Source organism: Chryseobacterium sp. B21-037 (assembly GCF_028570785.1).
GTDB lineage: Bacteria > Bacteroidota > Bacteroidia > Flavobacteriales > Weeksellaceae > Chryseobacterium > Chryseobacterium proteolyticum.
In genome coordinates this window covers 3,820,474-3,842,003 of the sequence record NZ_JALGCB010000001.1, presented here as the reverse complement: position 1 = coordinate 3,842,003, position 21,530 = coordinate 3,820,474, and the positions used below count along the sequence as shown (strand labels likewise).

16 protein-coding genes are annotated in these 21,530 nt (G+C 37.7%); 13 read left to right on the top strand and 3 right to left on the bottom strand.

All coding sequences use genetic code 11. The features are described 5' to 3' along the window. The first annotated feature begins 9 nt into the window (after positions 1 to 9). From MTQ00_RS17180 to MTQ00_RS17170, 3 genes are all read left to right on the top strand, one after another. Positions 10 to 750, top strand: a complete 741-nt coding sequence (locus tag MTQ00_RS17180; protein WP_172282435.1) for a uroporphyrinogen-III synthase — start codon at positions 10 to 12, stop codon at positions 748 to 750. Positions 751 to 925: 175 nt separating this feature from the next. Further along, positions 926 to 2,968 carry a S9 family peptidase gene (locus tag MTQ00_RS17175; protein ID WP_273650428.1) on the top strand — a complete coding sequence of 681 codons (2,043 nt, stop codon included), beginning with the start codon at positions 926 to 928 and terminating at the stop codon, positions 2,966 to 2,968. A 10-nt stretch (positions 2,969 to 2,978) separates the two neighbouring features. Then, positions 2,979 to 3,320: a hypothetical protein gene (locus MTQ00_RS17170; protein ID WP_172282177.1), complete on the top strand. Its 342-nt coding sequence runs from the start codon at positions 2,979 to 2,981 to the stop codon at positions 3,318 to 3,320. Between the two features lie 88 nt (positions 3,321 to 3,408). Here the strand turns inward: MTQ00_RS17170 and MTQ00_RS17165 are convergent, their stop codons facing one another. Then, positions 3,409 to 3,900 (bottom strand): SRPBCC family protein, encoded by a 492-nt coding sequence (locus tag MTQ00_RS17165; RefSeq protein WP_172282175.1) that lies wholly within the window; start codon positions 3,898 to 3,900, stop codon positions 3,409 to 3,411. A 201-nt stretch (positions 3,901 to 4,101) separates the two neighbouring features. On the opposite strand from MTQ00_RS17165, the gene MTQ00_RS17160 reads away from it, so the two are divergent. The 10 genes from MTQ00_RS17160 to MTQ00_RS17115 all read left to right on the top strand — a co-directional run bounded on the left by MTQ00_RS17160 (position 4,102) and on the right by MTQ00_RS17115 (position 18,769). Then, the gene (locus MTQ00_RS17160) at positions 4,102 to 5,649 is read left to right on the top strand and encodes a sensor histidine kinase (RefSeq protein ID WP_172282173.1); all 1,548 of its coding nucleotides are present in this window, start codon (positions 4,102 to 4,104) and stop codon (positions 5,647 to 5,649) included. Positions 5,650 to 5,751: 102 nt separating this feature from the next. Then, complete coding sequence (locus MTQ00_RS17155; protein ID WP_007842513.1) at positions 5,752 to 6,438, top strand: response regulator transcription factor; 687 nt, start codon at positions 5,752 to 5,754, stop codon at positions 6,436 to 6,438. A 78-nt stretch (positions 6,439 to 6,516) separates the two neighbouring features. Further along, positions 6,517 to 7,161, top strand: coding sequence for a hypothetical protein (locus tag MTQ00_RS17150; RefSeq protein WP_273650427.1), 645 nt, complete (start codon positions 6,517 to 6,519; stop codon positions 7,159 to 7,161). Between the two features lie 91 nt (positions 7,162 to 7,252). Beyond that, positions 7,253 to 7,543, top strand: a complete 291-nt coding sequence (locus MTQ00_RS17145; RefSeq protein ID WP_228457014.1) for a hypothetical protein — start codon at positions 7,253 to 7,255, stop codon at positions 7,541 to 7,543. A 68-nt stretch (positions 7,544 to 7,611) separates the two neighbouring features. Beyond that, entirely contained in the window at positions 7,612 to 10,299 is a 2,688-nt protein-coding gene (locus MTQ00_RS17140) for a TonB-dependent receptor domain-containing protein (RefSeq protein ID WP_273650426.1), read from the top strand. Between the two features lie 256 nt (positions 10,300 to 10,555). Beyond that, complete coding sequence (locus MTQ00_RS17135) at positions 10,556 to 11,311, top strand: GntR family transcriptional regulator (RefSeq protein ID WP_172282165.1); 756 nt, start codon at positions 10,556 to 10,558, stop codon at positions 11,309 to 11,311. 65 nt (positions 11,312 to 11,376) lie between these two features. Continuing rightward, a complete protein-coding gene (locus tag MTQ00_RS17130) occupies positions 11,377 to 14,703 on the top strand; it encodes a glycoside hydrolase family 38 C-terminal domain-containing protein (protein WP_273650425.1) in 3,327 nt (1,108 codons plus the stop codon). An 8-nt stretch (positions 14,704 to 14,711) separates the two neighbouring features. Next, positions 14,712 to 15,635, top strand: a complete 924-nt coding sequence (locus MTQ00_RS17125) for an ROK family protein (protein WP_273650424.1) — start codon at positions 14,712 to 14,714, stop codon at positions 15,633 to 15,635. A 29-nt stretch (positions 15,636 to 15,664) separates the two neighbouring features. Then, a complete protein-coding gene (locus MTQ00_RS17120) occupies positions 15,665 to 17,419 on the top strand; it encodes a class I mannose-6-phosphate isomerase (RefSeq protein WP_273650423.1) in 1,755 nt (584 codons plus the stop codon). Between the two features lie 6 nt (positions 17,420 to 17,425). After that, positions 17,426 to 18,769: a sugar porter family MFS transporter gene (locus MTQ00_RS17115; RefSeq protein WP_273650422.1), complete on the top strand. Its 1,344-nt coding sequence runs from the start codon at positions 17,426 to 17,428 to the stop codon at positions 18,767 to 18,769. A 51-nt stretch (positions 18,770 to 18,820) separates the two neighbouring features. Here the strand turns inward: MTQ00_RS17115 and MTQ00_RS17110 are convergent, their stop codons facing one another. Beyond that, entirely contained in the window at positions 18,821 to 20,932 is a 2,112-nt protein-coding gene (locus MTQ00_RS17110; protein WP_373428013.1) for a glycoside hydrolase family 97 protein, read from the bottom strand. A 75-nt stretch (positions 20,933 to 21,007) separates the two neighbouring features. Further along, positions 21,008 to 21,505 (bottom strand): phosphoheptose isomerase, encoded by a 498-nt coding sequence (locus MTQ00_RS17105; RefSeq protein ID WP_273650420.1) that lies wholly within the window; start codon positions 21,503 to 21,505, stop codon positions 21,008 to 21,010. Between the last annotated feature and the right edge of the window lie 25 nt (positions 21,506 to 21,530).

Below are 21,530 nucleotides of genomic sequence, written 5' to 3'. Positions count from 1 at the left end.
AAGTCAATGATGAGAATAAAGTCTATATTGGTTTCTCAACCAGCGCCTAGTGAGTCTTCTCCATATTTGGATATAGCGAAGAAGGAAAAAATAAAGATCGATTTCCGTCCGTTCATCCATGTAGAGGGGGTTGACAATAAAGAACTTAGGACACAAAAAATAGATCTTACGCAATATACTGGCATCATCTTTACCAGTAAAAATGCTATAGACCATTACTTCAGATTAGCAGAGGAACTGCGTTTTGCAGTCCCGGATACCATGAGATATATCTGCCAGTCCGAAGCAATTGCGAACTACCTTCAAAAGCACATTGTCTACAGAAAGAGAAAAATCAGCTTTGGGGAGAAAAACTTCTCAGACTTGCTGCCTCTTTTCAAAAAGTTTCCTACAGAAAAATATTTATTGCCTTCTTCAGATGTTTTAAGTCCTGATATCGTTAAAACATTAGATGCGGCAAATATTGACTGGACAAGAGCTATCATGTACAGAACGGTATGCAGTGATCTGAGTGATATCAACATTAAAGATTATGATATGCTGATATTCTTCAGTCCGCAAGGAATTAAGTCGCTTCAAATGAACTTTGAGGATTTTAAACAAGATGAAACCAAAATTGCCGTTTTTGGAAACACGACTTTAAATGCAGCCGAAGAAGCAGGATTGAGAGTAGATGTAATGGCTCCTACCAAGGAAACACCATCTATGACAATGGCACTTGAAAAATATATTAAAAGCCTTCATAAATAGGTTTTAATATTTTACATAAAACAGCCGTCTTTTCGATTAAAGGAAAGATGGCTTTTTTTTAATTACATTTGAACAAGAATTAATATTGAATGAAATGCCTTATTCATATTTCTATAGTGAAAAATTGATATGGCATTCCACATGATTCACAGACCTATAAAAATCAAACTACCGGATGAAAGCTCCCCAGCCAAAAAAAATAGAAAAAATACTCGAAATACACGGAGACAAAAGAACTGATAATTATTTCTGGCTCAATGAAAGAGAAAATCCCGAAGTCATAGAATACATCGAACAGGAAAATGCTTACGCAGATTTCATGATGAAGGAAACGGAAGATTTTCAGGAAGAGCTTTATGAGGAGATGAAGTCCCGCTATAAAAAAGATGATGAATCACTTCCTTATTTTTTTAATGAATACTGGTACATGGTTCGTTATGAGGAGGGAAAGGAATATCCTATTTTTTGCAGAAAATATAAAACCCTTGATAACCCTGAGGAAATTGTACTCGATGTAAATATCCTTGCTGAAGGAGAAAGCTTTTTCGAAGTTGGAAGTGTTGCAGTAAGCCCGAGTAATAAGATCGCCTCTTTTTCATCTGACAATGTCGGAAGAAGAATATATTCCATCAATTTCAAAAATCTGGAAACAGGAGAAATCCTTTCGGATAAAATAGAAAATACAACAGGAAAGGCTGTCTGGGGAAATGATAACCAACATGTTTTCTACATCAGAAAAGATGAGAGCTTACGTGCGTTCCAGGTATACAGACATCAACTGGGAACTGAGTCATCGGAAGATGTTTTGATCTTCCATGAAAAGGATGATACCTTTGATGTAAATGTCTTTAAAACAAAATCTTTGCAATATATATTCATTGCAAGTTCAAGCACTATCTCTGATGAACACCGGTTCATTCCATCTGATGATGTCTTCGCTGAATGGAAAATTATACAGCCCAGAATAGATGATCTTGAGTACTCCGTTGAGCATTATGAAGACGAATTCTATATCATCACCAATGCTGATGATGCGTTCAATTTTAAGCTTGTAAAAACTAAAATTGACAACTGCGGGATGGAAAACTGGGTAGATGTAATTCCCCACCGTGCTGAAGTCCTGCTTGAAGGGTTCGAAATATTTAAAGACTACCTTGTCCTTGAAGAAAGAGAGCAAGGTTTGTTACAGATAAAAATCATAGACGAAAAAACTCAGGAAGCCTATTATCTTCCTTTCTCAGATCCTACTTACACAGCCTATATTGGAATCAATCTGGAGTTCGATACGGAAATTTTACGATACGGTTATACATCTTTAACCCAACCAAGTTCCACTTACGAATACAACATGAAAAACAAAACCACCGTACTTCTCAAGCAGCAGGAGGTTTTAGGAGGCAAATTTTTCCCTGAAAATTATATCTCGGAGAGAATATGGGCGGATTCAAGAGATGGAAAAACAAAAATTCCTATTTCACTGGTTTACCATAAAGACACAGAAAAATCAGAAAATACTCCCCTACTGCTTTATGGATACGGAAGCTATGGACATACCGTAGATGCCAGCTTTTCAAATGTCAGGTTATCTATTTTGGACAGAGGCTTTATCTATGCAATTGCTCATGTCCGCGGTGGTGAATACCTGGGAAGAGAATGGTATGAAGATGGTAAAATGTTATTTAAAAAGAATACCTTCTTTGATTTTATAGATGCCGGAAAATACCTGATCAAAGAAAATTACACTTCATCCAGGCATCTTTATGCAATGGGAGGAAGTGCCGGAGGATTATTGGTAGGGGCTGTAGTTAACTATGAACCTAACCTGTTTAACGGTATTGTTGCGCAAGTCCCTTTTGTAGATGTGGTAACCACAATGCTGGATGAAACCATCCCATTGACCACGGGAGAATATGACGAATGGGGAAATCCTAATGATGAAGAATATTATCATTATATGAAGGAATATTCCCCGTATGATAACGTAGAAGCTAAAGATTACCCGAATATGCTCATCACCACAGGACTGCATGATTCCCAGGTACAATATTGGGAACCTGCAAAATGGACTGCCAAGCTGAGAGAACTGAAAACAGACCAGAATCTTTTACTTTTCAAAACCGATATGAGTGCAGGACATGGAGGAGCAAGTGGAAGATTTGAATCATTAAAAGAAGATGCATTAGAATATGCGTTCCTGTTGATGATTGATAAAAGATAATGTATAAATTATGATTAACGAATCTGAATACTGGAAAAAAATAGAACAGTTTTTTGAAGATAACTTTCAGACTGAAAAAAATCCTCCCATTGAAACTTTATTGTTTCTGATTGGACTTCAGGAACTTGGAAGTGGTCATCAAAAATATTCAAAAGATGACAAACTCAATATTCTTCATATTGCAGTTTGCAGATTACTGGAGCCCTTTGGCTACTATAAGTTTACGCATTATGAAGATGGATGGCCCCAATTTGACAAATTAGAGGACCTTCCTGAACTTAGGGCTAATGAGCAAACCTTATTAATGAAAAAGGCCATCATCCAATATTTTCAGGATGAGGAGCTTCTTTAAAATTGAAATGTGGCAGTTAATCATTTTAAACTGCCACATTTTCGTTTTTAATATAATTTCTTAATTGTTGAACATATGTCATTCAATATTAATGAACGGCCAAAACTTCGTGAAGTTGACTCAAGCCCATTTTAAATCCTTCTTCAAAGCCCATTTCAAGATGTTTCTTTAAAGCCTCCTGGGATTCGAAATGGATGTTGATTGTTACTTTCGTTCCCTCTTCAATTCCAGTGAATCCGATCAGCCATTGGGCTTGCGGAAAATCATTATTAATATTTCCGTTTTCATCACAAAAAGCATCTATCCCATCGAAGCTTCTGTGTTCCATAATTTCCCCATATTTAAGCTGTCCATACATTTTTTCCCCTTCGGGACCTATCATTGCATAATGCCAGATTCCATTCTCTTTAAAATCCATTTTTACCGTTTCACATTTCCAGGGTTTTGGAGCCCACCATTGGTCTAATAATTCGGATTTGGTAAAATAATCCCACACTTTTGAAACATCAGCTTTGTAAATAATCATTACATAAATGCTGTTTGCGTCAAAATCTTTGTTAAAAATGATATTTGATTCCATACGTAATTATTTTTAACAAACTTACTTCTTTATTTGTAGGTGAGGCTTTTCATAAGACAAGTTATTTTTGATTTATAAAAAAATTGTTAAAAAACATGGTTTTAAGAAAAAAAATACAATTTTTTGGCTCGTTTTTTGTTTATCAAGTCTGAAAACAATTAATTTTAACATTCATCATTCCGAACAACCTAAAACAAGCTAATGAATAATAAATTCATCCCAATAATTTCAGTGTTTATGACAATATCATTGATTGTCTTTGTTACACTCCAATTTTATTGGTTGAAAGGATATTATAATGCTTTAGAACAAGATTTTTCGAATAAAGTCTATGCGGCTTTAGAAAATACAGCAAAAAATATCTCTGAAATTGAAGTGGAAAAGTACCTGAATGAAGATTTTAAAAATTTCAGAAAAAATGTCATTTCCAATAATAATCAACCTTCTTTAACTACGATCCAGCAGGTAGAGGATTCTGGGGCTCAGAGGCAGATTATTTATTCTAAAAATATCATTGAAAAAACACAGCTTCCCATTTCTCAGAAAGGAGATTCATTAAAGCTGACAACCTTATATACGGACGAAGCCGCTTACAAACTGAAAAGAGATACCACCAACCGGGAACTCCTTACGGCTGACATTAATCAGGATATAGAAAGCGGAGATTACTCTATGAAGGAGTTTGCCAAAGTATATGGAAATAACCTTCCGATTACTAAAAGAGTGGATGATGCTATTCTGGATTCTGTTCTTGCCAAAGAACTGAAAATGAAAGGCATTACCGCAAAGTTTGGTTTCGGGGTTACTGATAAAAACAATAAACTCACAAGTGTTTTTAACAAAGTATATAAAGAGAAAAAGGATAATAATACATATAGCTATCCCCTTTTTACAGACAAAAAGGACCGTACTTTATACAGCCTGGCATTGGTTTTCCCTAAAAAAGAATATTCCTTAGCCATGAATAACTGGCCGATGCTTTTGGGAACCTTCCTTTCTTTGCTTACGATATTGGGAATCTACATCATCTCCATCAACTATATGATGAGACAAAAGAAACTGGCAGAAATAAAAACGGATTTCATCAATAATATGTCGCATGAGTTCAAAACTCCTTTAGCTACTATTTCCGTTGCTACGGATTCTCTGGCGAATGACAAAATTGCCACTAATCCGGAAAAGGTAAGATATTATTCCAACCTGATCAAGCAGGAAAATCTTCGGATGAAAAAACAGGTGGAGAATGTCCTTAATATGTCGAAGCTTGAAAGAAATGAAGTTAATCTGTTCCTCAAAGAAACCAATGTAAGAGAACTGATCAAAAAAACGACAGAATCATTTAATCTTATTGTAGCACAGAGAAACGGTTCACTGACGGAAGAGTTTACTGCTGACAGATATACTTTTAAGATCGATGAGTTCCATATTTCCAATATGCTGGTGAATTTACTGGATAACGCCAACAAATATTCTCCTGATACACCGGATATCAAAATCAAAACAAAAAATGAAGGCAACTTCTATGTGATTGAAATTTCCGATAAAGGAATGGGTATGGAAACACAGAATAAAACTAAAATCTTTGAAAAATTCTTTAGAGAAGAAACGGGAAATATCCATAATGTAAAAGGTCAGGGATTAGGGCTTTCGTACGTTAAAAAAATTGTAGAACTTCATAAGGGCCAGATTATCGTGGAATCACATAAGGGAGAAGGAAGTGTGTTCACGATAAAACTTCCCATGACATAGAAGAATAGACAGGAAGCAATAAAAGATAAACCAAATAACAAATATAAAAGAAGAGAGAGTGAGGAAGTTCATTCTTATTATTAATTTTTAATTTTTAAAATTATGAGCAACAGAATATTATTAGTAGAAGACGATCAGAGTTTCGGAGCTGTTTTGAAAGATTATTTAACCATCAATAATTTTGAAGTAACTCTTGCAACAGATGGAGAGCAGGGGCTCAAAGAATTCACAGAAAATGAATTTGACATTTGTATTTTCGACGTGATGATGCCTAAGAAAGACGGGTTTTCATTGGCAGAAGATGTAAAAAAAATAGATAAAAATACTCCTATCATTTTCCTTACAGCAAGAAATATGAGGGAAGACATCCTGAAAGGATATCAGTTGGGGGCAGATGATTATATTACAAAACCATTTGATACGGAATTACTTTTATACAAGATTAAGGCAATTCTTCAGAGAAGCTCAACCCTGGAAAATGAAGAACAGGAACAGTTTAAGATCAGCAATATTTTCTTTGATTCCATGCTGAGACAATTAAGAGTAGGTGACAAAGAATACAAACTTTCTCCGAAGGAAAATGAATTGCTTAAGCTTCTTTGTATCCACAGAAATGATTTTATGCCAAGAGACCTTGCATTGAGAAAGATCTGGAAAAAGGAAAACTATTTTACTGCAAGAAGTATGGATGTTTATATCGCAAAACTTCGTAAGCTCTTAAAAGATGATGAAGGACTGGAAATCATCAATGTTCACGGAGAAGGATTCAGACTTTTAGTTAAGAATTAATTCCAAAAGAAGATTATAAATATAAAATTAGCAAAACAATTGAAAATGTTTTGCTAATTTTGTTTTATACGATAGGATATGAAAAATATATTTTTAGGTCTTGCTGCTTTTTCTCTGCTTACTGTTTCCTGTAAAAAAGATGAAAGAGCAACTTACATTAAAGAAGAGGCATCCATTCAGCAGCCTGCATTAGCTGTTAATAATACTCCAAAAGCTTCTATTTTAGATCAGGCAGGCATAAAGAGCAATGTGCAACCTGTAAATTCAGCTCCACCTGTTACCGCTCCGGGAATGAATCCACCCCACGGACAACCGGGACACCGTTGTGATATCCCTGTAGGACAGCCATTAAACAGCAAACCGGCTCAGGCCCAGACCACTCAAAATGTTGTGGTAAATAATAATGGATCTCAAACGATACAAATCGATCCCAATTCACTAAAACCAGGAAAATTTACGGTGGATAATAAAACAGGAAAGGCGGTAAAAACTGCTCCGGGCATGAATCCACCTCACGGACAACCGGGACATCGCTGTGATATTCCTGTAGGACAACCTCTCAATAGTAAACCGCTTCCACAGCCTGTTCAAAATGCTGTACAAAACACTCCCGTTTCAGCTCCTGAACAAAGTCTGGCAACTGGTGAGAAACCGAAATTAAACCCCGCTCACGGAGAGCCTTTTCACAATTGTTCTGTAAAAGTAGGTGATCCATTACCATAATTTTTGTAATTTTGCCATCGTGAAGTTATTTCAGATCATAACCCTTATCTTCTGCTTAGGAATTTTCTTGATTCCTAAAGATAACTTCTATATGATGTCAACCCAGCAGACCTGCTGTAAGGCGGACGCTAAAAAAGACGACTGCTGTAAGAACCATCAATCAAAATCATCTAAAGAACACGAAAAATCAAAATCATCTTGCAACGATGATTGCTGTTCAACATGTGTGGCTTGTTTTTCATATATAGAAACTCCTTTTTCCAAAGGTTTTCTATTGGAATTATCATACTATAAAGCCAATAAAAAATTACTTTTCCAATATTGTGATCCTCATCTTTCGGATCGTTTAAAAGAGATTTGGGAACCGCCAAAGCTAGCTTAATTAAAAATACAGCAGGTTCATTAGAGCGCTAATGGACTATTTTTTAATTAATCTAAATTTTAAACAAAATGAAATTATTTATTTCCAGGATAATTCTTGGATTATGCTTATTATCTGCACCCTTTATATTTGCCCAAAATCTTAAAAGCCAGTTTCAGGTAAAAGGAAACTGTGAAATGTGTAAAGAAAGAATAGAAACCTCAGCAAAAAAAGCAGGGGCAAAAGCGGCAAGATATTCTATAGATTCTCAAACTTTAACATTAGAAACAGAAGGAAATGTTTCTCCGGATGACATTCTTAAAAAGGTAGCTGAAGCGGGACACGACAATGAGAAATTCAAAGCTACTGATGAAGTGTATCAAAGTCTTCCTGACTGCTGTCATTACGAGAGAACTCTTCAACCGTCCAATGCAAGTACAAGCACGGTAGTACAAAAATCCAAAGCTGACAATGAATTTTATGTCAAAGGAAATTGTGCATCATGTAAAGCAAGAATTGAAAAAGCAGCAAAAGATGCCGGTGCTACTTCTGCAAATTGGAGCGCTGAGAAACAAACTGTTGTTTTAAACTTTGACAGCAACAAAACTTCTGCAGATAAAATTTTAAAAAAGATTGCTGATGTTGGGCATGACAACGAAAAGTATACTTCAACAGAGAACGTTTATAACAATCTTCCCTCATGTTGCCTTTACGACAGAACTGTAGCGTTGGGAGAAAAAGGACCTAACGTTCATTTTGAAGAAGATGAAAAAACAATGTCCGGTAACAATAATGTATCTGCGGAAAACGAGAACCACGATCATCATGAAAAAAAGATTGAGGAAGTAAAATTATCCGCGTCGAAAGCTTCAACTTCATTAAGCAAAAACGAAGCAGGCCTAGTTTTTAATATTGACAAAAAGGAATTGTTGAAAGCAGCCTGTTGTAATCTCTCGGAAAGTTTTGAAACAAATGCTACTGTAGATGTTTCCTTCAGTAATGCTGTAACAGGCACGAAACAGCTTAAAATGCTGGGTCTTGATCAGAAATACACCAGCCTAACCAAGGAACTTTTACCGGAGATCAGAGGTTTGGCTTCCGCTTATGGGCTGAATTTTATTCCCGGCAGATGGATCGAAAGCATCCAACTTACAAAAGGAGGAAGTACGGTAACCAATGGGTATGAAAGTATTACCGGGCAAATCAATACCGAACTTCTAAAAAATGCCAAGACTCCGGAAACATCACTCAATCTTTTTTCTGATTTCAACGGGAGAGCAGAGGCAAATATAACGAGTGTATCTCCTATTAATGAGAAATGGTCTCAGACTTTCTTATTACATGGAAATGGAACTTTCGGAAATACGGATATGAATAATGACGGATTTCTTGACCGTCCGAAAGGGACACAAATCAATGCAGCATATTTGCTTAATTATAATGACCTGGAAAAATCCGGTTTTGGATCTCACTTCGGAATTAATTTCGTGAAGGATAACAGAACAGCAGGCCAGACCGATTTTGATAAAAGGCTGTCTCAGGATAAGCAAAGCCCGTACGGGGTTGGAATTGATATTTCGAGATTTCAGGTATGGAACAAGACCGGATATGTTTTTAAAGGTAAACCTTATCAAAGTATAGGCTGGATGAATCAGTATGTATACCATCAGCAGGATAGCTTTTTCGGGTTGAGAAATTATTCAGGTAAACAGAATACTTTTTATTCCAATTTAATTTTTGAGAGTATTATCGGGAATACGAATCACAAATATAAAGCCGGAGCCAGTTTTATGTATGACGGTTATGATGAAACCTATCTTACAACTCCATACAAAAGAAATGAAATCGTACCTGGAGCTTTTGCCGAATATACCTTAACAGGATTAAAATATACTTTGGTAGCCGGAGCAAGAGTAGACTTCCACAACCTGGCTGGAACACAGTTTACACCAAGGATGAACTTTAAATATGATTTCACTCCACAAACCATTTTAAGGTTGTCAGCAGGAAGAGGTTTTAGAACGGCTTCGGTTTTTGCGGAAAATCAACAGTACTTTGCATCGAACAGAACGATTCAAATTATACAAAATGGCGGAGATATTTACGGATTAAAACCTGAAATTGCATGGAATTATGGAGCAAGTTTACAGCAGGAGTTTAAAATTTTCGGAAGAAAATCTTCCATCGTTGCCGACTTTTTCAGAACAGATTTTCAGAATCAGGTGATGGTTGACCTTGACCGATCTCCACAGCAGCTTGTATTCTATAATTTGGAAGGAAAATCTTTTGCCAATAGTTTGCAGATACAGTGGGATTTTATTCCGATTAAAAACTTTGAAGTAAAAGCTGCCTACAAATATTATGACGTTCAGGCAGATTATCTTGACGGAAGAAGGGAAATTCCTTTTATGGCTAAAAATCGCGGATTTGTAAATCTTGCTTATTCTACGAACAAAAGTGATAAGGGTGGCTTCTGGAGTTTTGATACGACTCTGAATTGGGTTGGAAAGCAAAGACTACCGGACACATCGGGCAATCCAACCGAGTTTCAATTACCCGGTTATTCCGAATCTTATACTATTTTGAATGCACAGATTTCTAGAAATTTCAATAAAAAACTGAGAGCCTATGTTGGAGGCGAAAACTTAACCTCTTACTATCAGAAGAATGCGATCATCGATTTTAAAAATCCTTTCGGGAATTATTTTGATGGTGGAATGCTCTACGCTCCTATTATGAAAGCTAATTTTTATGTAGGTCTGGATGTGACATTCTAAAAATACCGATAAGTTTTTAAATATAATAGGCAGCATTAATCCAAATGCTGCCTTTATTTTGGAATAAAATTTTATCGGTACGGACATTTTTTCAAGATTAAAATGTGGTTCCTTCTCCGTTGACAAAGGTGAGCTAAGGCATTAAATGACAATTTTGCAAATCTCCGATTTTGCCATTTTACAAACAAAGAACAAAAAAATACTTAAAAAATCTATTTACATTAAAAATTTTATATATTTACACTTTCTAATATGTATGAACATACCAACCAAAGATTTCACGATAGATCATCATAGTAAACTCCCTCTGCATGTACAGGTAGAAGAACTTTTCCGTAAACTTATCAAGATGGAAGTTTATAAAAAAGGAGCTCTGTTACCTAAGGAAGTTGATCTGGCTAATCTTTGGGGAGTTTCCCGGAACACCATCCGACAGGCAACCAATAAACTGGAACATGAAGGTCTTATTGTACGGAAAAAAGGGGTCGGAACACGTGTGGCTGAAAATAAAAGCCTTACAACAGGATTGGATCATTGGTATAGTTTTACAAGAGAAATGCAGGAGAAAGGTATTCATGTAATTAACCAATTGTTAAAAACAGAAACAGTACAGCCTAATGAAGAAATCTGCCATTTTTTTAACAGTTCACCAGATAAAAAAATATTTAAGCTTTCTAAATTAAAAGGAGAAAATTCCGGTGATCCGATTGTCTATTTTGAAAGCTATTTTCATCCAAGAATAGGCCTTGATAAAAATGATGATTTTGATATGCCATTGTATAGCATGTTGCAGGAGAATCATGGAGTCATAGTACACCGGTCCCGTGAAAATATAAGCGCCTGCCAGGCTGGTGCCGTGATAGGAAAGAAACTAAAAGTACCGGCTGCTTTTCCGGTTCTGAAACGAGAGCGTTTCGTGTATGATATCAATGGAAAGCCGGTAGAATATAATGTGGGATACTACCGTTCTGATAAGTTTACCTATACGATAGATATTAATAAATCTTCTTAGCAGGTTTTATTTTTTTAGACATTAATATGTTCAAACATTCTAACATATAACCAAAAATGAAGTCCATGTACAAGTATTTTCTTTTGCTGATGTCCTTCCTGATGACAGGCAATTTTGTTTATAGTCAAAAAAAAGTTCCTTATTTTGGTAACATACAGTCTACCAACGGTTATGAAAAGGAAATAAGTGGTGAGAATATTGATTATTTCTCTGCATTTCCGGATCATGCAACGAGAGCTTTGCTTACGCGCACAACGGATGGCGCAAAAGCAATTGAGTGGGAAACTGCTCCTGTGCCACAAAAAGGCAATAAGCAATATGTATATTTTAACTGGCTGGTCTCCCATTCTTCGGGAAGCAGTGGGGGTATTCGCCATTTTGACTTGTACATCAACGATCAAAAAGCACTGACTCTCACTACTTATCCCGGAAATAAGCATCCGGACTGGATTTCCAAAGCAGCAGACAGTACTGCATTTGTATTCAACCAGACTAAAATGGACGGCTTAAAAGATTCTTATGGTATTGCGTATCTCAGAGTTCCTGCCAATAAAGTAACTCCGGGAAAACCTTTACGTCTGAAACTTGTAGGACAAGCTCAGGATAGCAGGGACTGGTTCATGACATACAAATTTACCTTCCAGGAGAAAATGGATGCTTCCTCCACTCCGTTCATTTTAAAAGATGGAAAACGTCTTATTACCCTTACTACATTACACTTTGGTCCTGAACAAAAAATTACGGCTAAAATAAACAATAAGAATTCCTTCTCCTTTACTATGCCGGATGGTATTAAAACATTTGACCTACCTGTAGATCTTGCACCTGAAGGAGGCAGTGTTCAGTTATCAGTTACCTCCGGTAATAAGGAACTTCTCCGTAAAACTATTGAGGCTGGAGCTATCGTTCCCCGCACCTTATATTTCATACATCATTCTCATACGGATGTAGGATATTCCCATTTACAATCTGAAGTGGAAAGGATTCATACTCAAAATATATATGATGCCTTGAAAATGATTGAGAAAACACGGAACTTACCTGAAGAAGCTCGTTTTAAATATAATGTCGAAGCACTATGGGATGTAGAAAACTTTATGCGAAAAGCTACTCCTCAGGATAAACAATTATTTGTAAAAGCAGTAAAAGAAGGAGATATAGGTCTTTCAGCAATGTATGGTAATATTTTAACGGGACTTAGCCAGCCCGAAGAATTATACCATTACACGGAATATGGGAAAAAGCTGGAAAAAGAATATGGATTAAAGATCAACAGTGCCATGATGTCTGATGTTCCCGGCTTTGCCTGGTCATTGGTTCCTGCACTTACTGCATCGGGAGTAAAATATTTTTCCAGTGGCCCCAATTATCTTGGAAAAACCAACCCATATCTTGGAGACCGGGTTGGAAATTTTGTAAAAAACTGGGGAGATAAACCAGTATGGTGGCAATCGCCTTCGGGTAAAGAAAAAATATTATTCTGGACAGCCGGAAGAGGTTATTCTTCATGGCACGGCATCCATCCGGGTGGTGTATTTGAAAACGGGCAAAGAAAGATTGCTGAATATCTTGATGACCTTACCAAAACCAATTATCCTTATGATATGGTACAGTGGCGTTATAATATTGTTTCTGATAATGGTCCTATAGATCCTTCAATATCAAAGTTTGTAGATGAGTGGAATAAAAAATATATCTCGCCTAAAATCGTTCTCAGTACGAATGAAAAGATGTTTGAAGTTTTTGAAAAGAAATATGGAGATCAGCTTCCAATAGTAAAAGGAGATATCAGTCCGCATTGGGAAGACGGAGCAATGTCTACGGCCAGGGAAGAAGGGATTAACCGAAACAGCAGCCTTAAGCTACAACAGCTAACCACCCTGTACTCAATGCTCAATCCTACTCAATATAACAGCCAAAGTTTTTATGAAGCATGGAGAAATGTCATTTTATTTCATGAGCATACCTGGGGAGCCTTTAATAGTATTACTGCTCCTGACCTTCCGTTCGTTAAAGATCAATGGCAGGTAAAAAAGCAGTTTTCTACTGACGGAAGTTCTTTGGCTAACAAACTGGAAGCTGATTTACTAAAGCCTATAACCAATCCTGTATCCAAAACCATTGCAGTTTTCAACACCTCATCATGGTTACGAAGTGGTGCGGTAATTATTCCTGGAACATCATTGGGGAATGCCGTCCAGGATGCATCAGGTCATACAGCTCCTTTACAAAAGCTGCAGGACGGAACTATGATATTCATCGCAAAAGATGTTCCACCACTAGGGTCAGCAAACTACATTATCATTAAAGCAAAAGTATCTTCCGCAAAGCCTTTTTCTGTTACTAACAATAGTATTTCTAATGGAAAGGTTGCTGTGACCTGGGATCATAAGACTGGAAGCATTACCCAGTTTACCGATAACAACAATATTAATTACGTAGGAATTTTTAACAACCAAGGGTTAAACAGTTATTGGTATGTTCCTGGTTCTGATCCAAAGGAAGCTCAATCCAACATGAATGTGCAGATAAAAGTATTAGAGAATGGACCTGTTATGAGCAAAATCTCTCTGATATCAGAAGCACCAGGTGCTAATAAACTGGAAAGAATTCTTACTTTGTTTGCGGATAGTGATGAAGTAGGATTGGAAAATATTGTGGATAAAAAACCTATACGTACCAAAGAATCGGTTCACTTTGGTTTTCCCTTCAATGCTGAGTTCAAGAATATAACAGTAGATGCAGGTTATGGTATCATGAGGTATCTTACTGATCAGCTTCCCGGTTCCAACATGGATTATTGGTATAGCCGCCGATGGGTAGATGCTTCTTTTGGACAAAAGGGAATGCAATGGATGGTTTTAGAAGCACCCCTTATTGAAGCTACTGAGATGATCGACGAAAGAATGGTTATTGATAACAGCCACAAAAAATGGAAAGACAAAGGAGCTCCCGGCACTACCAATTGGTTCAGCTATGCGATGAACAACTATTGGCACACCAACTATAAAGCAGATCAGGAAGGTCCTGTGCATTACCGCTATGCTCTACGTCCACATGGATCATTTGATTCAGTAGACAATGAGAAGTATGCGTCTGCTTTTACGCAACCTCTTATTGCCGTTTCTGTCGATGAAAAATTCAAAGTTGGCGGAAGTCTTTTCAAAGTTGGCAATGACAAAATTGTTGTGACAAGTGTAACACCACAAGAAGATCACAGCTTTATTATAAGACTATACAATCCAGACGAGCGGGAACAGACAACAACATTTGCCTGGGAAAAGCTAAAACCATCTCAGCTTATTGATGTAAAAACAGGCAAAACAATAACACCTGACGAAAAACTTAGTTTATCAGGAATGGATGTTATTGAAATTAAACTTATTCCTTAATTAAAGTTATGTCGAAACCGGTTATTGCCATAGATATGGGAGGTACAAAGATTAAAATCGGCATTGTGCAAGATGGCATTTTACTGGATTCCACCTCTATTGATGCCTATTCCACAAATGGTCTCAGATCCAGGCTTCCTTATATCCGGGAAGCTGTAGAAAATTTATTAAAACCCCAACAACTTTCTTTATCGGATCTGGGTGGATTAGGTATTGCTTCTCCCGGGATCGTAGACAGCCACCGGAAAAAAGTACTTTCTATCGATAAGAAATTTGGAGATGCTCCTGAAATCGATTTAGAGGAATGGAGCCAGAAGATGTTTAATCTTCCTTTTTTCATAGAGAATGATGCCAGGAGTGCGTTGGTAGGAGAATGGATATATGGTAATGCACAAAATCATGACAATGCAGTTCTCATGACACTGGGAACTGGAATAGGCAGTGCGGCCATCATAGAAGGAAAATTATTGAAGGGGAAACACTTTACGGCGGGTATTCTTGGAGGACATTCGGTGATCAATTATAAAGGGAATGTATGTAATTGTGGCAATAAAGGTTGTGTAGAAACGGAAGCTTCAACATGGAATCTCGCAAACATGCGTAAATCAGAAGATCTGCCAGCTTCTTCGGTAGTTGATTATGAAATGATCTTTACTCTGGCTGAAGAAGGAAATACAAAAGCATTAGAAATCAGGAATCAGAGCCTTCAGGCATGGTCTGCATGTGCTGTTAATCTGATTCATGCTTATGACCCGGAAATACTGGTGCTTACCGGCGGGATTATGGCCAGCAGTTCTTCTATCATACCCTATTTACGGAATTATATTGAAACTTACGCATGGACACCCTGGGGAAAAGTTCATCTTACTGAAGGAAAATTCTCCGGCACAGCTGCCCTATTGGGCATAGCCCATCTCATCAACAACCAATAAAATAATATGACTGATAAACATTGCACAAGATGAAATCAAACTTTAATAAACATCCCGTCATTGAAATCAAAGGCCACTCTTGTTTTTCAGGTTGGCAGAATATTACTGAACAAATAAAAGAAAGTAATCCTAGAGTTATCGCGATTGAGTGCTATCCAGGGGTTTATCTGGAAGAGGTCATCAGCTCATTGAAAGAGATCCTAAATCCGGAATTGGTGATCAATACCATTCAGGCCATGAAACCGGAAAAAGAAATTGCAGCATTGATACAGCCTTATGTAACGGATGATCCTGTATTTGGCTATATATCCTCCCTAAAACTGGAAGATTATTTTGATTTTAAAAAGATTAAAGATCTCAAAAGCCTTCTATCAGAAATCGGGGATTGTGCTGTGATCATAGGCCCTGGTGCCACTTTAATTGCAGACGAGGCAGACCTTTCCATGTATGCAGATATGCCTCGATGGGAAATACAAATGCGTTTCCGAAAAGATACAGCCTGCAATCTGGGCAGAACCAACTATACTGATTCTTTTGCATATCAATACAAACATGCTTATTTTGTAGACTGGCGCGTTAGTGACCATTATAAGAAACAAATATTGAATAAGTGTCAGTTTCTTCTGGATACGACCATACCACATCAACCTAAAATGATAAGTACTGTTTCTTTATTTGATGCATTTCAGCAAACGTTAAGCGCTCCTTTCAGAGTTGTCCCGTTTTTTGATCCCGGCCCATGGGGAGGCCAGTGGCTAAAAGAGGTATGTGACCTGGACAGAAGTCTTCCGAATTACGCCTGGGGATTTGATTGTGTCCCTGAAGAGAATAGTCTCTTATTGGGTTTCGGAAACCAGGTTGTAGAAATACCTTCTTCCAATCTTGTTTTTTTCCAGCCAGAAGCTTTGCTGGGAAAAGAAGTATATGAGGGATTCGGGGATGAGTTTCCTATCCGTTTTGACTTTCTGGACACTATGGAAGGGGGTAATCTGAGTCTACAGGTACATCCGCTTAAGGAATACATCAAAGAAAAGTTCGGGATGTCCTATACACAGGATGAAAGTTACTATATGCTGGATGCTAAAGAAGATGCTTTTGTCTATTTGGGGTTAAAAGAAAATATTGACCCTCAGCTTATGATGAAGGAGCTGGAAGCTGCGCAATATGATCAGGTTCCTTTTGACGCAGAGAAGTATGTACAAAAATGGCCGGTCCGCAAACATGATCATGTATCTATTCCTTCGGGCACTGTACATTGTTCGGGAGCGAATTCTGTGGTATTGGAAATCAGTGCAACTCCTTATATTTTTACTTTTAAATTATGGGATTGGGGGCGTATGGGACTGGATGGCAAACCGCGTCCCATATCATTGGCACATGGTAAAAATGTTATACAATGGGATCGAACAACTTCATGGACCAAAGAAAATATACTAAACCTTACAGAACCTATTGCTGAAGGAGATGGCTGGCGGGAAGAACGTACAGGTTTAGATGCATTATCATTTATTGAAACAAGAAGACATTGGTTTACTAAAAAAGTAGTTCATCATACCGGAGGTGTGGTAAATGTACTCAACCTTGTTGATGGAAGGGAAATTATTGTAGAAAGCCCAGAACATCTTTTTGAGCCTTATGTTATTCATTATGCTGAAACATTTATCGTTCCGGCCCATGTAAGACTGTATACCATAAGCCCATATGGAGAGAGTGAAGGAAAAGAATGTGTGACTATTAAAGCGAGCATACGTACTCAGATGATTTCTCAAAAAGTTATAAAATAAACATCTATGCAGCAAACGTTTCATTCTACAATCCTTAAGGCAACTCTTGTAGCATCAGTAGGCGGATTGTTATTCGGTTATGATACCGCTGTAATCTCCGGAGCAATTGGCTTTATGCGAACTTATTATCATTTATCCGATCTGATGACAGGCTGGGTAGCTTCATGTGCTCTGCTGGGCTGCATCATAGGTGCTGTGTATTCAGGAACATTAAGTGATCGTATCGGTCGTAAAAAAGTATTAATGCTTTCGGGTTTATTGTTTACTATTTCATCCATAGGAACATCACTGGCTCCTAATCTGTGGATATTTGTAGTATTCCGGATAATAGGAGGAATGGGTATCGGAATTGCTTCCATGCTCTCGCCGATGTATATTTCAGAAATGGCTCCTGCAGCCATAAGAGGACGTCTGATATCCATATTCCAACTGGGAATCGTGAGTGGTATTCTGGTTATCTATTTTGTGAATGCCTATATTGCCGGCATTCATAACGAAAGCTGGAATATTTCGACAGGATGGCGATGGATGTTTGGTTCGGGAATTATTCCTGCCGTTATCTTTATTCTGTTGCTCTTCACTGTTCCTGAGAGTCCGCGTTGGCTGGCCGGACAAAAAAGAGAAACTGAGGCATTAGCAATCCTGAAAACCATCAATGATCCTACGACTGCCCGGCAGGAGCTGGATTCCATCAAGGGGGCTTTAAAAGAGGAAAAATCTCTTTCTTTCAGCGCGCTTAAGGAGCCCAAATTAAAACGGGCATTGGCTATAGGTATCTTCCTTGCTATATTCTCACAAATTACCGGCATCAATGCAATTATGTATTATGCTCCTGAGATTTTCAAGGCAACGGGAGTCGGCTCAGACTCTGCATTCATGCAAACCGTTCTCGTGGGGATCATCAATGTTCTTTTTACTTTTGTAGCCATAAAATATGTAGACACATGGGGACGAAAAAAGTTACTGCTTCTTGGTATTTCCGGCATGGCTATTTGTTTATTTATTATTGGTTTTGCCTTTTTTAATGAACAAAAGGGGTATCTGATACTTATCGCGATCCTTGGATACATTGCTTGTTTTGCCATGTCCCTTGGTCCTCTTGCATTTGTGGTTATTGCAGAAATCTTTCCAACAAAGGCTCGAGCTACCGCTATGTCCGTGGCTACTTTCTTTCTGTGGTCAGCCGTTTTTTTAGTTTCCCAAACTTTTCCGGTTCTTGTCGGAATTATTGGTAATGCTTTTACATTTTGGTTATACATGGCCATCGCTATCACAGCACTCTTGTTTGTATGGAAAAAAGTACCTGAGACCAAAGGAAAAACCTTAGAGGAAATACATAATTCTCTATAAAAGAAAAAGAGTGATTGAAATTCTTAATTTTGGGATTTCAATCACTCTTTATTATTTTACCGGCTTTATACTCATCGCAAATCCCCCACCGGGAGCCGCTTTGATTTTCAGCTTAGTATTGGTTCTCACTATTTGTCTGGAGATCTCATAACTTTTAGGATTGTTTTTCCAGCTGGCATTTTTACCGTCTTTATAAATTACCGCTTCAAATTTTTGGTTTTTAGGTAGAAATGACAAATCTACCGTTGCTTCTCTTGGATTTTCATCAGTAATACTTCCTACAAACCATTCATCTTTATTTTTAGCTTTCCTTGCAATGGTAATATAATCACCCGGCTCGGCCTCAAGAATATATGAAGAATCCCAATCTACTGCCACGTCTTTGATAAACTGAAAAGCATCAGGATATTTTTTGTAATTATCAATCAGATCTGCAGCCATCTGAAGCGGGCTGTACATTGTAACATAAAGTGCTAATTGCTTGGTAAGCGTTGTACTCAACTTCGCTTTATTAGTTCCATAAACCGAAAGATCTCCTTCGAATATCCCTGGTGTATAGTCCATCGGGCCTCCTATTAGCCTTGTAAATGGCAATATGGTGGTATGATCCGGACGGTTGCCATTGAAAGATTCAAATTCTGTTCCGCGTGCCGATTCCTGAGCAATCCAATTGGGGTAAGTCCTGTAAAGACCTGTTGGCCGCACTGCTTCATGTGAATCTACCATAATATGATATTTTGCAGCCATTTCAGCAACGTAGTTGTAATGGTTAACCATCCATTGGCTGTCATGATATTCACTCCGCGGGATAATTGGCCCTACATATCCGGTTTTTACGGCATCGTATCCATTGTCTTTCATAAACTGAAATGCGTCCATCAATTGTCTTTCATAATCTACCGCAGATGATGTTGTTTCGTGATGCATGATAATCTTTACATTTTTGCTTTTGGCATAAGCCTGCAGTTCTTTTACATCAAAATCGGGATAAGCTTTGGTAAAGCTATAAATATGTTCTTTTCTGTAAGCCTGATTATCTTCCCATCCTTCATTCCATCCTTCCACTAAAACAGCATCAAAGCCGTTTTCTGAAGCAAAATCAATGTATTCTTTAACATGCTTGGTATTCGCGCCATGTCTGCCATTCGGCTTGAGGGTTTTATAATCCGTTTGCCCGATCCGGATATCCTGATCGTCTGAATAAGCCCAGGTAGATCCACCTCCTATAAAATATTCCCACCATACTCCAATGTATTTGGTCGGCTTGATCCATGAAGTATCCTCAATTTTGCTTGGCTCATTAAGATTAACAATCAGGTTGGAAGCCAAAATATCTCTTGCGTCACTGCTGATAATCAAAGTTCGCCATGGGCTTACAGAACCTGTTTGAACAAAACCCCTGTCTCCGTTTTTATCAGGTGTCAGATTGGAAGAAAGAATAAAATTCTTCTCATCAAGATTGAGTGTCATTGCAGCAAAATTGATAAGAGCTGCTTCATGAATATTAATATAAATTCCGTCTTTTGATTTCAGCATCAAAGGTGTTTGTACAGCAAGACTGGCACTGGGTGCTTTTGCTGCCAGAGGTTCTTTGCGTACCTCATCGATCAGCTTTGAAATTTCGGACAGATTTGATGTAGTAACCGGAAACTCATTCGTATCATAATCGGCAGGGATCCAAAATGCCTTATAATCTTTTCCTAAATTAAAGCTTGTTTTCTCACTGCTTATGGTAAAATGCCTTAAATCCTTTTGGACAGGAAACTCATACCGGAAACCTAAACCATCGTCAAATAGCCTGAATCTGATATCCAGTTTCCAGCCGGTTTTATCTTGAACTAAATGGACAAGCATTTCATTGTAATGATCAGCTACTTCCTTATTGGGTCCCCAAACCGGCCTCCAGGTTTTATTGGAAGATGAGTAATCAATCCCCTCTACTTTAAAATCGGAGAAATAGGAATAAGAGGGTTTTAAAACAAATCCTAACTGGCTTTCTTTTAAAACCGTTTTATCTTTATAATTTAATGAATAATATGGAGTTCCCTCCCCTTCTATTTTAAAGTTCAGTTTAAACTGATTATTGGGTGACGAGAGTAGTTGTCCGTTCGTAACAATCGTGAACAACATACTCATACAAAAGTATATAGTCTTTATTTTCATTATAATAATCTTAAAAAACACTGTCCGCCATTCTCTGGGAAAATGGCGGACAGAGATCAATTATACTTACCGGAATTATCTTCCGAAATCATCCTGTACTCTTACAATATCATCTTCATCCGATGGATTTGATGCATCCGTATGCTGCCAGATCTCGGCTACAACACCCCAGCCATCCAGTCCGATCAATCGGTGTCTTTCTCCCTGTTGAAGTTTTACCTGATCCTTTGGCTTGTATTCCTGCAGTTCACCTTCTTCATCGGTATTACTTCTTTTTATACCTACTGTTCCTTCAACAACCTGCCAGATTTCTGCTCTCCTGTGGTGATACTGCCAGCTCAATCTTGCCTGTGGCGCCACCAGAAGAATTTTCGGGCTTAATTTTCCTCCGATCTTCAGGCTTTCCACATCTATTCCGTCAAAATATTGATTCGCAAAATCCTGTGCCTGCGCTTCATCAATCACAAAAAATCCACCCCACGGTCTTGTATCATCTTTTGCAACAAGATTAAAGCCCTGAGCTCCTAGCATCTTTTCTACTTTATCAAATATTTCTTTCTTTTCCGCACTCATAATTATCGCTATTAAAGTTTATTGT

What these genes read in the sequence shown, in the direction of transcription:
- MTQ00_RS17180 (WP_172282435.1), top strand. Translation starts at nt 10, where the DNA reads ATGAGAATAAAGTCTATATTGGTTTCTCAACCAGCGCCTAGTGAGTCT.
- MTQ00_RS17175 (WP_273650428.1), top strand. Translation starts at nt 926, where the DNA reads ATGAAAGCTCCCCAGCCAAAAAAAATAGAAAAAATACTCGAAATACAC.
- MTQ00_RS17170 (WP_172282177.1), top strand. Translation starts at nt 2,979, where the DNA reads ATGATTAACGAATCTGAATACTGGAAAAAAATAGAACAGTTTTTTGAA.
- MTQ00_RS17165 (WP_172282175.1), bottom strand. Translation starts at nt 3,900, where the DNA reads ATGGAATCAAATATCATTTTTAACAAAGATTTTGACGCAAACAGCATT.
- MTQ00_RS17160 (WP_172282173.1), top strand. Translation starts at nt 4,102, where the DNA reads ATGAATAATAAATTCATCCCAATAATTTCAGTGTTTATGACAATATCA.
- MTQ00_RS17155 (WP_007842513.1), top strand. Translation starts at nt 5,752, where the DNA reads ATGAGCAACAGAATATTATTAGTAGAAGACGATCAGAGTTTCGGAGCT.
- MTQ00_RS17150 (WP_273650427.1), top strand. Translation starts at nt 6,517, where the DNA reads ATGAAAAATATATTTTTAGGTCTTGCTGCTTTTTCTCTGCTTACTGTT.
- MTQ00_RS17145 (WP_228457014.1), top strand. Translation starts at nt 7,253, where the DNA reads ATGATGTCAACCCAGCAGACCTGCTGTAAGGCGGACGCTAAAAAAGAC.
- MTQ00_RS17140 (WP_273650426.1), top strand. Translation starts at nt 7,612, where the DNA reads ATGAAATTATTTATTTCCAGGATAATTCTTGGATTATGCTTATTATCT.
- MTQ00_RS17135 (WP_172282165.1), top strand. Translation starts at nt 10,556, where the DNA reads ATGAACATACCAACCAAAGATTTCACGATAGATCATCATAGTAAACTC.
- MTQ00_RS17130 (WP_273650425.1), top strand. Translation starts at nt 11,377, where the DNA reads ATGTACAAGTATTTTCTTTTGCTGATGTCCTTCCTGATGACAGGCAAT.
- MTQ00_RS17125 (WP_273650424.1), top strand. Translation starts at nt 14,712, where the DNA reads ATGTCGAAACCGGTTATTGCCATAGATATGGGAGGTACAAAGATTAAA.
- MTQ00_RS17120 (WP_273650423.1), top strand. Translation starts at nt 15,665, where the DNA reads ATGAAATCAAACTTTAATAAACATCCCGTCATTGAAATCAAAGGCCAC.
- MTQ00_RS17115 (WP_273650422.1), top strand. Translation starts at nt 17,426, where the DNA reads ATGCAGCAAACGTTTCATTCTACAATCCTTAAGGCAACTCTTGTAGCA.
- MTQ00_RS17110 (WP_373428013.1), bottom strand. Translation starts at nt 20,932, where the DNA reads ATGAAAATAAAGACTATATACTTTTGTATGAGTATGTTGTTCACGATT.
- MTQ00_RS17105 (WP_273650420.1), bottom strand. Translation starts at nt 21,505, where the DNA reads ATGAGTGCGGAAAAGAAAGAAATATTTGATAAAGTAGAAAAGATGCTA.